We start from the raw sequence: 10,565 nt of genomic DNA, 5'->3' as shown, positions 1-10,565 counted from the left end.
GCCCTATGCGGATCGTCCGGATTGGGTGGGCGAGCCGCTTTTCACGCCGCAGCAATTCATCGACGTTGCCGTGGCCGTCGACAGGCGCGGGCTGCAGATGGCGGTGCACTCGATTGGCGACGGCTACGAGGCAGCGCAAAAGGCGAATGGCAGGCGCGACAGCCGGCATCGGGTCGAGCATATCGAGGTGATCACCGCCGCCGATGTGCCGCGTTTCGCAAAGCTTGGCGTCATTGCCTCGATGCAGCCGCCGCATCCGCCGGGCAGCATGGGCTTGCCGCTGGAGCCGACGGTATCGCGCATCGGGCCCGCCCGATGGCCGCTGAGCTATGCATGGCGGACGCTGAAGAATGCCGACGCGCGCGTCGTCTTCGCCTCCGATTGGCCGGTCTCGCCGATCGATCCGATCCTGGGCATTCAGGCGGCAGTGCTGCGCAAACCATGGGCGGACAGCGATCCCGACCAGAGTTTCTCGCTGCATGAATCGCTTGCGGGCTACACGGTGGAAGGCGCCTATGCCGAGTTCATGGAGCATCGCAAGGGCCGCCTGAAGTCAGGCTTTCTGGCTGATCTCGTGGTGCTCTCAGGCGACATCGAGGCGACCGCGCCGGAAGCGCTGCATACGGTGCGGCCGATGACGACGATCTGCGGCGGCAAGGTCACTTATCAGGCCTGACGGTGGCACGGGAATTGCGTTCTGAATCGACATTCAGATGTATGCTTGCCAAGCCATGCGCCGTGTGCTGACAATCGAGTGGGAACCGGATCCGCCCTGAAGAGCGGACACAAGAATGGGGTAATCGTGCCGGAACAACCGGGTAAAAGTGCAATCGAAGTTCGTGGCGTCCGCAAGGTATTCGGTACCGGGGAGTCACAGGTCGCCGCCCTCGACACGGTTTCGGTGTCGATCCGCGAGAATGAGTTCTTCACGCTGCTTGGTCCGTCCGGCTGCGGGAAGACAACGCTTCTGCGGCTGATCGCCGGCTTCGATTTCCCGAGCGCCGGCGAGATCCTGCTGCATGGCCAGGACATCGCACCGCTGCCGCCGTTCAAGCGGCCGGTCAACACCGTATTCCAGAACTATGCGCTGTTCCCGCATATGACGGTGGCCGAGAACATCGGCTTCGGCCTCGAAATGCTCGGCAAGCCCAAAGCCGAAGTGAAGGCGCGGGTTGCCGAGATGCTGAAGCTGGTCAAAATGGAAGCGCTCAGCGGCCGCCGCACCAGCCAGATATCGGGCGGCCAGCAGCAGCGCGTGGCACTGGCGCGGGCGCTGGCGCCGCAGCCGAAAGTGCTGCTGCTCGACGAGCCGCTGTCGGCGCTCGACTTCAAGCTGCGCAAGGACATGCAGATCGAGCTGAAGCGGCTGCAGCACGAGACCGGCATCACCTTCATCTTCGTCACCCACGACCAGGAAGAAGCACTGACCATGTCGGACCGCATCGCGGTGATGTCGTCGGGCAAGATCCTGCAGGTCGGAACGCCTTGGGATATCTATGACAAGCCGGCGGAGCGCTTCGTCGCCGACTTCATCGGCGAGACCAATTTCCTGACCGCGGCCATATCAGGCATGGCCAACGGCAAGGCACGAGCAACGCTCAAATCCGGCGCGACGATCGACGCGACCGTGGCTGAGGGCTTTCAGCCGAAGGACAATGCCACCGTGGTGGTCAGGCCGGAACATGCCAAGCTGACCAGCGGCAAGGGCGACCTGTCGGGCACGGTCGAAAACATCGTCTATTTCGGCACCGACACGCACATCCAAGTTCGCCTGGACAGCAGCGAGGCCTTCACGGTGCGCCAGCAGAACACGCGCAGCGCCGGCTGCGGTTTCGAGCGGGGAGACAAGGTCGGCATTTCGATCGGCAACGACGCCGCACAAGTGCTGAGGGACTGATGGCGAGCGCGGAAGAAGTCGCCAAGGAAGCCGAACGCAGAGATATCCGCGATCGCTGGCTGCTGTCAGCGCCGGCACTGATCATCATCTTTCTGGCGGCGACCGGCCCGCTGCTGATCGTCGTAATCTATTCGTTCCTGACGCCGGGCCCCTATGGCGACGTGGTGTGGAAATTCTCCACGGACGGCTGGCTGTCGGTGCTGATGCAGCGTGACATCTTCGACGACACGCTGGCCTTCGCCGACGCGCATCTGTCGATCTTCTGGCGCTCGGCCAAGCTGTCGTTCCTGACGACGATCCTGACGCTGCTCTTTGGCTTCCCGACCGCCTATTTCATCGCCACCCGGCCCGCGCGGCAGCGCAACGTCTGGCTATTCCTGATCACAATCCCCTTCTGGACCAATCTGCTGATCCGCACCTTCGCCATCCAGGAGGTGATCCGCAACGAGGGCGTCGTCAACACGGTGCTGATCAAGCTCGGCATCATCAGCCAGCCGATCCAGATGATGTTCACCGATTTCGCGCTGATGGTCGGCATGACCTATGTCTATCTGCCGCTGATGGTGCTGCCGCTCTATGCCAGCATGGAGAAGATCGACTTCCGGCTGGTCGAGGCGGGTTACGACCTCTATGCCAACCGCTTCCAGGTGCTGAGGCGGGTCATCATCCCGCTGGTCAAGCCGGGCATCATCGCCGGCTCGATCCTTGTCTTCATCCCGGCGCTGGGCGCCTACGTCACCCCGCGCGTGCTCGGCGGGTCGAAGAATATGATGCTCGGCAATCTGATCGAGCTGCAGTTCGGGCAAGGCCGTAACTGGCCGCTCGGCTCGGCGCTGTCGCTCTCGCTGATGGCAATCGTGATGGTCGCGCTGCTCTTCTATGTCCGCTCCGCCGGGCGCCAGGGCGGCGCGCATGGCTAGCCGCTTCGACATTCGCCGGCAGACCGGCTTCACGACAATCGCGATGATCTGCTTTTTCGCGCTGTACCTGCCGATCGTCACGGTTGTCGTCTATGCCTTCAACGCAGGCAGTTCGATCGCGATCTGGGAAGGCGTGTCGCTGCGCTGGTTCTATCAGGCCTGGAACAACGACCAGGTCGTCGATGCCTCGATCCGGTCGCTGCAGATCGCTTCGGTCGCCGCGACTATTGCCACGATCGTCGCCACCATGGCTGCACTCGCTACGACCCGAACGAAACCCTATCCCGGCCTCGGCTTCAAATACGCCTTCATCAACCAGCCGCTGATGGTGCCGGAAATCGTCACCGCGGTGGCGTTGCTGATCTTCTTTTCGCGCATCAAGATCTGGACCGGCTATTCGGGGCTGGGCTACCTGATGGCTGCGCATACGGCCTTTTGCATTCCCTTTGCCTATCTGCCGATCCGGGCGCGGCTCGAGAACATGGATCTGTCGTTGGAGATCGCTGCGGCCGACCTCTACGCGACACCATGGAAGGCTTTTCGGCGCGTCACCTTTCCGCTGCTCTGGCCAGGCATCCTTGCCGGGCTGATGCTGGCCTTCGTCATCTCGCTGGATGATGTCGTCATCACCGAGTTCGTCAAGTCCGGCGGCCAGGATACGTTGCCGACTTACATGCTCGGCCAGTTCCGGCGCATTATCACGCCGGAAATCAACGCCATTTCGACGGTGTTCCTGCTGATCTCGATATTGATCGTCACCGTCTTCTTTTTCATCAGCAGGAAAAAGGATCAGGAGTGACAGGAGAAAAGATGAATTGGAAATTGACTGCGACGGCGCTCAGCGCCGTGCTGTTCGCCTCGGCGGGTCTCGCCCGCGCCGATGGCGAACTCAACATCTATAATTGGGGTAACTACACCAGCCCCGACCTCATCAAGAAATTCGAGGAAAAATACAAGGTCAAGGTGACAGTCACCGACTACGATTCCAACGACACTGCGCTGGCCAAAATCCGCCAGGGCGGCAGCGGCTTCGACATCGTGGTGCCCTCGGCGAGCTTCGTGCCGATCTGGATCCAGGAAGGGCTGCTCCTGGAGACAGAGCCGAACAAGATGGAGAACTTCAAGAACATGGACCCGAAATGGGTCGACGTTCCTTTCGACCCGGGCCGCAAATACACCGTGCCGTGGCAGTGGGGCACGACCGGCGTGACGGTCAACACCTCCGTCTACAAGGGCGATCCCAACACTTCCGCCATCTTCCTGGACCCGCCGCAGGAACTGGTCGGCAAGGTCAACGTCGTTCCCGAAATGGCCGATGTCATGCATCTCGCCATCAGATATGTCGGCGGCGAGCCCTGCACCGGCGACAAGGAGGTGCTGAAGAAGGTGCGCGATGCGCTGGTGGCGGCAAAGCCGAAATGGATCTCCATGGACTACGGCACGGTCGAGAAGTTCGCCAAGGGCGACTTCGCAGCCAGCGTCGACTGGAACGGCGCGTCCTTCCGCGCCCGCCTGCAGAACAAGGACATGGTCTATGGTTATCCGAAGGAGGGCTATCCGATCTGGATGGACAATCTCGCGGTGCTGAAGGACGCCAAGAACGTCGAAAACGCCAAGTTGTTCCAGAACTTCATCATGGATCCCGAGAACGCCGCGCTGATCTCGTCTTTCGCGCGCTACGCCAACGGCATCAAGGGATCGGAAGCCTTCATGCCTGAGGACATGAAAACGGCGCCGGAGGTCAACATCCCCGCCGAGTTCGCCGACAAGGGCAAGTTCATGCTGAACTGCGCGCCCGACGTGCAGGCACTCTACACCAGGATATGGACCGAACTGCAGAAGTGATCGCATCGTGACGGACCCGGCGGCGGGCGCCGCCGGGTCTGTTTTCATGTTTGCCGGGACGCATCTCATGACATCCTACCGCAACAGCGAACCGGTGCCGCCGATCATGCAGGGCTCGCCGCCGCTGATGGTGCCTCCGAAGCTCGACTGGGACAGGGGACCCTGGAACCGATGGGCGTTCCAGCACATCCGCGAAATTCTGCCGACCGTCGAAGTCTGGCGCGGCAATGGCCATCGCCGCCGGTTCGAGCGAGCCGAAGTCGATCTCGATGCGCTGCCGGTGAGCGACAGCACGGGCGCACCGATGACGCTGGCCGGGCTGCTCGACGAAACCTATACGGACGGGTTGCTCGTGCTCAAGGACGGCAAAATCGCCTATGAGCGCTATTTCAACGGCATGGCCGAGCGCACGCTGCATCTGTCGCAGTCGATGGCGAAGTCGGTCACCGCTTCGGTGTTCGGCATACTGGTCGGGCGCGGCCTGATCGATCCGGCCAGGCCGGTGACGGCCTATCTGCCGGAGCTTGGTGCGACAGGCTGGGCGGGCGCCAGCGTGCAGCACGCGCTCGACATGACGACAGGCGTGCGTTTTTCCGAGGAATACACCGACCGCTATTCCGATATCGGCCAGGTCGATGTCGCCAGCGGCTGGAAACCGGTGCCGCCGGACAGCGATCCGGCCTTCGAGTGGCCGTCGCATATGTTTGAATTGATCCTGCGGCTCAAGGAGACAAGCCGGCCGCATGGCGCTGCCTTCAAATACCGTTCGATCGAGACCGACGTGCTCGCCTTTATCATGGAGCGGGTGACCGGCAAGCGGCTGGCGCAGCTGGTTTCGGAGGAACTCTGGCAAAAGCTCGGGGCGGATGAAAGCGCCTGTTTCACCGTCGACAGCGCCGGCTACGCCGTGGCCGATGGCGGCTTCAACGCCACGCTGCGCGACTATGGCCGCTTCGGCCAGCTGATCCTCGACAATGGCGGCGGCGTGGTGCCGGCCGACTGGATCGAGGCGACGCGCAATGGCAGGCATGGGCCGGATTTCAATCCCAGCCTGCCGGAAGGCAGCTACCGCAACCAGTTCTGGATCGAGGATCCGCGCTCACGCGCGCTGATGTGCCGGGGCGTGTTCGGGCAGCTGATCCATATCGACTGGAACACGAGAATGGTCGTGGTGAAGCTTTCGAGCTACCCGGATTTCACCGACATCGCCTATTCGGTGGCGACGATGAAAGCCGTGCACGCGATCGCCGCCGCGCTGGCCTGAGTTCCAAGAAAACCGGAAGGAAACGCATGACCGGCAAGACCGCGTTCGAGACCAGATATGGCTTTGGCCGCAACCAAGTGCTGCTCGGCAACTGGCGCGAAAGCCCGTTCAGCCGGTGGTCGTTCCAGAATGTCGGAGAATTGGTGCCGAGCGCACGCGTGGCCGCAGCGTCAGCCATCGGTGAGGCGGCAGCGCGGGCTCTTGACGGGCTGCTCGGCGAGCGAGTCACTCTGGCCGGAGGACCGGAGACTGTTGCAGCCTTTCTCACGCGTTCCGATACCGACGCGCTGACGATCATGAAAGGCGGCAAATTCGTCGGCGACTGGTTCGCACCGCATATGCAGTTCGGTGCGCGCCACATCATCTTCTCGATCAGTAAGTCGCTGACCGCCATCCTGGCCGGCATACTGGAAGGCGAAGGGATCTTTGATCCGCAGGCGCCGGTGACCCGCTATCTGCCGGAAGCTGCCGGCTCGGCCTATGGCGACGCCAGCGTGCGGCATGTGCTCGACATGACCATCAGCCTCGACTTCGAAGAAACCTACCTCGATCCGGAGAGCGCCTTTGCTCGCTATCGCCGTGCGACGCTGTGGAATCCGGGTGGCGGCACCGAAAGCCTGGTCGATTTCATCCTGACGCTGCAGCGTCTTGCCGAGCCGCATGGCCGGACGTTCCGCTACCGCTCGCCCAATTCCGACCTGCTCGGCATCCTGCTCGAACGCGCATCCGGCCAGCGCTTCGCCGAGCTGATGCACGAGAAATTGTGGCTGCCGCTCGGTGCAACGAGCGAAGCGTCGGTGACGGTAGACAGCGAAGGCACCGCCCGCACGGCCGGCGGCATTTCAGTCACGCCGCGCGATCTGGCGCAGGTCGGCGAGATGATGCGGCAAGGCGGCACGGCCAATGGCCGGCGCGTCGTGCCGGAAGCCTGGGTGCGCGACACTGTCAGCACAGGCGGAGACAGCGAGGCCTGGCAGCGTGGCACGATGGCGTTCCTCTTTCCGCAAGGCCGCTACCGCAACAAATGGTACCAGACGGGCGCGGCAAGCGGCGCTTTCTGCGGCATCGGCATCCACGGCCAGTGGCTCTATGTCAATCCGAAGACCGAGGTCGTCATCGCAAAGATGTCGTCGCAGCCGGAGCCGGTCGACGAGCCCCTCGATGTCGATATGGTCGCCTTCTTCGAAGCGCTGAGCCCGATGGTCTGATTCGATCCAGGCCGACCGCCATCGCAGCTTTCCTGTGGACCTATTGGGCGGTTGAAAACGCCGCGGTTGGCGGAGCGACGCTCTGCGCTTATGGTCGCCGCTCTTTTCGACAAGACAGCAGGAACGACATGGCATCCGACATCAAGCGCATCGCAGCCATCATAGCAGCCGAGATCGCTGCCCGGCCCGAACAGGCCGAGGCGGCGATCGGGTTGCTTGACGAAGGTGCGACGGTGCCGTTCGTGGCGCGCTACCGCAAGGAAGTCACCGGCGGTCTGGACGACACGCAACTGCGCCTGCTTGCCGAGCGGCTCGCCTATCTGCGCGAACTCGATGGGCGCCGCGACACCATTCTCGGTTCGATCCGCGACCAGGGCAAGCTGACCGAAGAGCTTGAAACCAAGATCGCGGCGGCTGCCACCAAGGCGGAACTCGAAGACATCTATCTGCCCTACAAGCCGAAGCGCCGGACCAAAGCCGAGATCGCGCGAGAGCGTGGCTTGGGGCCGCTGGCCGAGGCCATCCTTGCCGACCGCGCGGCGGTGCCCGCCGAACTGGCGCTGGCCTACATCGGCGAAGATGTGGCCGACGCCAAGGCGGCGCTCGAGGGCGCGCGCGATATCCTGTCCGAGCAGTTCGCCGAGAATGCCGATCTGGTCGGCAGACTGCGGACCTATATGAAGGATCGCGCCTTCATGCGGTCGCGCGTCGTCGACGGCAAGCAGGAGGCCGGCGCGAAGTTCTCCGACTATTTCGACCATGTCGAGCGCTGGGCCAATGTGCCGAGCCATCGCGCGCTGGCGATGCTGCGCGGCCGCAACGAGGAAGTGCTGTCGCTCGACATCGAGGTCGATGCCGACGACGCGTCTCCGGTGAAGCCGGTCGAACGGATGATTGCCGACGCCTACGCCATCGGCCGCCAGTTGCCGGGCGATCGCTGGCTGATGGAGGTGGCCGGCTGGACCTGGCGCATAAAGCTGTCGCTGCACCTGACGCTCGATTTGATGCGAGATCTGCGCGAGCGGGCCGAGGAGGAGGCGATCCATGTCTTCGCCCGCAATCTGAAGGATTTGCTGCTCGCTGCCCCGGCCGGCTCGCGCGCCACTATGGGCCTCGATCCCGGCATCCGCACCGGCGTCAAGGTGGCGGTAGTGGACGGCACAGGTAAGCTGTTGGCGACGACGACGGTCTATCCGTTTCTGCCAAGGAATGATGTGCGCGGCACGCAAGCCGAACTCGCAAAGCTCATCCGCCTGCACAAGGTCGAGCTGATTTCCATCGGCAACGGCACCGGCAGCCGCGAGACGGAAAGGCTGGTGGCCGACATGCTATCCGACATGCCTGCCGAGTCCGGGCCGAAGCCGCTCAAGGTGATCGTCAGCGAGGCGGGCGCCTCGGTCTATTCCGCCTCGGCAACGGCGGCGGCGGAATTTCCCGGCCTCGACGTGTCGCTGCGCGGCGCGGTGTCGATCGCGCGGCGGCTGCAGGATCCGCTCGCCGAACTGGTCAAGATCGAGCCAAAGTCGATAGGCGTCGGCCAGTATCAGCACGATGTCGACCAGTACCGGCTCGGCCGCTCCCTGGAAGCGGTGGTCGAGGACGCGGTCAATGCCGTGGGCGTCGACCTCAACACCGCCTCGGCGCCGCTTCTGGCGCGGGTGTCGGGTCTTGGCATATCGCTGGCCGAGGCCATCATCGCTCATCGTGATGCGGCAGGGCCCTTCGCCAGCCGTCGTGACCTGTTGAAGGTGGCGCGGCTCGGACCCCGCGCGTTCGAGCAATGCGCCGGCTTCCTGCGCATTCCCAACGGCAGCGAGCCGCTCGATGCCTCGGCCGTGCACCCGGAGGCCTATGGCGTGGCGAAGAAGATCGTTGCTTCCTGTGGGCGCGATGTCCGCTCGCTGATGGGTGACAGTGCGGCCCTCAAGGCGCTCGATCCGCGTGTCTTCGTCGATGAGCGGTTCGGCCTGCCGACGGTACGTGACATCCTGGCGGAACTGGAAAAGCCCGGTCGCGATCCGCGCCCCGGTTTCAAGACCGCGACCTTTGCCGACGGCGTCGACGACATCAAGGATTTGAAGCCCGGCATGCTGCTGGAAGGCACCGTCACCAATGTCGCGGCGTTCGGCGCTTTCATCGATATCGGCGTCCATCAGGACGGCTTGGTGCATGTCTCGCAACTGGCCGACCGTTTCGTCAAGGACGCGCATGAGGTGGTGAAAGCCGGCGACGTGGTCAAGGTGCGTGTCGTCGAGGTCGACATCAAGCGCAAGCGCATCGGCCTTTCGATGCGTCGGGATGGTGATGGCGGTACACCGAAGCCGCGCGACAATGGCAACAGACCGGTGCCGCGCGCGCCGGCGCCACAGCGTCAGCCGGAGCGGTCCGCGCAGCAAGGCACGTTCGGCGCCGCATTGGCCGATGCGTTGAAGCGGAAGTAATCACCCTACCACTGGTACGCGACTGAGCAGCCAGTCGCGAAAGCTGGCGACCGGCGGATGGCCGCGCTTGTCGTGCGGCACGACAAGGTAATAGGCGCTGCGGCTTTGCATCGGCCGGCCGGGCGCCGGCACGAGCTGGCCGCGCTGCAATTCGCCGGATATGAGGACCTGCGGAAGCAGCGCCACACCGAGCCCGGCCATGCAGGCCTGGGCGGCGGTGCCGAATTGCTCGAACTGCATGCCCGGTCCGGTCGGCGCGCTTAAACCCTGATGCTCGAACCACTCGGTCCATGCGCCGGGCCGCGTCGCCATATGCAGCAGCGGCAGGCGACCGATGTCGGCGGGTGTGGCAATATCCCGGCTGGCCAGGAATTCGGGCGAGACGACAGGCGCCACCTCTTCGCGTACCAGCAGCGTCGAGTCGGCGTCCGGCCAATCGGGCAGGCCGAAATGGATGGCGGCGTCGAGCCGTTCGCGGGCGAAGTCGAAGCGACCAATGCGGGTGACGAAATTGATGGTGATGTCGGGGTTATTTTCGACGAAGTCCGGGATGAGCGGCATCAGCCACCGCGTGCCGAAAGTCGGCAGGATGGCGAGATTCAAGATGCCACTATGCCGATTGCTTATCAATCCAAGAGCTGCATCGCGCAACTGGCCAAGGGCGGCGCGCACCGCTTCGGCATAAATCTCGCCCGCCGTCGACAGCCTGACATTGCGGCTGTCGCGATCAAACAGTCGGCGGCCGAACTGGTCCTCGAGGAGCTTGATCTGCCGGCTGACGGCGCCCTGGGTCAGATCGAGCTCCTGTGCGGCGGCGGTGAAGCTTCCCAGCCGGGCCACCGCCTCGAAGGCGGCAAGGGCACTGATACCAGGCAAAAGCCGACGCTGGACGTTCATGATCCATTACTAACGCTCATTGATCGGCGATGCAATTTCGTTTGATTTTTTCCAGCCGGAAGCCGATAAGCCGGCATTCAGATTTCTGTCCAT

General features: G+C 63.4%; 9 protein-coding genes. 8 read left to right on the top strand and 1 reads right to left on the bottom strand.

The features are described 5' to 3' along the window. The 8 genes from EOA78_RS23715 to EOA78_RS23680 form a co-directional block, all read left to right on the top strand. Positions 1-676, top strand: a 676-nt coding sequence (locus EOA78_RS23715) for an amidohydrolase family protein (protein ID WP_164783904.1), incomplete at its 5' end; no start/stop codon positions are given. Positions 677-802: 126 nt separating this feature from the next. Then, positions 803-1,897 (top strand): ABC transporter ATP-binding protein, encoded by a 1,095-nt coding sequence (locus EOA78_RS23710; protein ID WP_127317240.1) that lies wholly within the window; start codon positions 803-805, stop codon positions 1,895-1,897. Next, positions 1,897-2,817: an ABC transporter permease gene (locus tag EOA78_RS23705; RefSeq protein ID WP_127317236.1), complete on the top strand. Its 921-nt coding sequence runs from the start codon at positions 1,897-1,899 to the stop codon at positions 2,815-2,817. The genes EOA78_RS23710 and EOA78_RS23705 overlap by 1 nt, the downstream gene beginning before the upstream one ends. After that, complete coding sequence (locus tag EOA78_RS23700) at positions 2,810-3,616, top strand: ABC transporter permease (protein WP_127210978.1); 807 nt, start codon at positions 2,810-2,812, stop codon at positions 3,614-3,616. Before EOA78_RS23705 ends, EOA78_RS23700 begins: the two co-directional genes overlap by 8 nt. A gap of 11 nt (positions 3,617-3,627) precedes the next feature. After that, positions 3,628-4,662, top strand: a complete 1,035-nt coding sequence (locus tag EOA78_RS23695) for an extracellular solute-binding protein (RefSeq protein WP_127317235.1) — start codon at positions 3,628-3,630, stop codon at positions 4,660-4,662. Positions 4,663-4,729: 67 nt separating this feature from the next. Continuing rightward, entirely contained in the window at positions 4,730-5,926 is a 1,197-nt protein-coding gene (locus tag EOA78_RS23690) for a serine hydrolase (RefSeq protein WP_127317234.1), read from the top strand. A 26-nt stretch (positions 5,927-5,952) separates the two neighbouring features. Continuing rightward, positions 5,953-7,134 carry a serine hydrolase gene (locus EOA78_RS23685; protein WP_127317233.1) on the top strand — a complete coding sequence of 394 codons (1,182 nt, stop codon included), beginning with the start codon at positions 5,953-5,955 and terminating at the stop codon, positions 7,132-7,134. 128 nt (positions 7,135-7,262) lie between these two features. Continuing rightward, the gene (locus tag EOA78_RS23680) at positions 7,263-9,575 is read left to right on the top strand and encodes a Tex family protein (protein ID WP_127317232.1); all 2,313 of its coding nucleotides are present in this window, start codon (positions 7,263-7,265) and stop codon (positions 9,573-9,575) included. Here the strand turns inward: EOA78_RS23680 and EOA78_RS23675 are convergent, their stop codons facing one another. Next, a complete protein-coding gene (locus tag EOA78_RS23675) occupies positions 9,576-10,472 on the bottom strand; it encodes a LysR family transcriptional regulator (protein WP_127317231.1) in 897 nt (298 codons plus the stop codon). Between the last annotated feature and the right edge of the window lie 93 nt (positions 10,473-10,565).

This window comes from Mesorhizobium sp. M5C.F.Cr.IN.023.01.1.1 (assembly GCF_003997585.1).
Classification (GTDB): domain Bacteria; phylum Pseudomonadota; class Alphaproteobacteria; order Rhizobiales; family Rhizobiaceae; genus Mesorhizobium; species Mesorhizobium wenxiniae.
The sequence above is the reverse complement of the archived record's forward strand: the minus strand, read 5'-3'. Positions and strand labels throughout refer to the sequence as shown.

Bases quoted from the DNA above. Each gene is read 5' to 3' on its own strand.
- EOA78_RS23675 (WP_127317231.1), bottom strand. From the start codon at position 10,472: ATGAACGTCCAGCGTCGGCTTTTGCCTGGTATCAGTGCCCTTGCCGCC.
- EOA78_RS23685 (WP_127317233.1), top strand. From the start codon at position 5,953: ATGACCGGCAAGACCGCGTTCGAGACCAGATATGGCTTTGGCCGCAAC.
- EOA78_RS23680 (WP_127317232.1), top strand. From the start codon at position 7,263: ATGGCATCCGACATCAAGCGCATCGCAGCCATCATAGCAGCCGAGATC.
- EOA78_RS23695 (WP_127317235.1), top strand. From the start codon at position 3,628: ATGAATTGGAAATTGACTGCGACGGCGCTCAGCGCCGTGCTGTTCGCC.
- EOA78_RS23700 (WP_127210978.1), top strand. From the start codon at position 2,810: ATGGCTAGCCGCTTCGACATTCGCCGGCAGACCGGCTTCACGACAATC.
- EOA78_RS23690 (WP_127317234.1), top strand. From the start codon at position 4,730: ATGACATCCTACCGCAACAGCGAACCGGTGCCGCCGATCATGCAGGGC.
- EOA78_RS23705 (WP_127317236.1), top strand. From the start codon at position 1,897: ATGGCGAGCGCGGAAGAAGTCGCCAAGGAAGCCGAACGCAGAGATATC.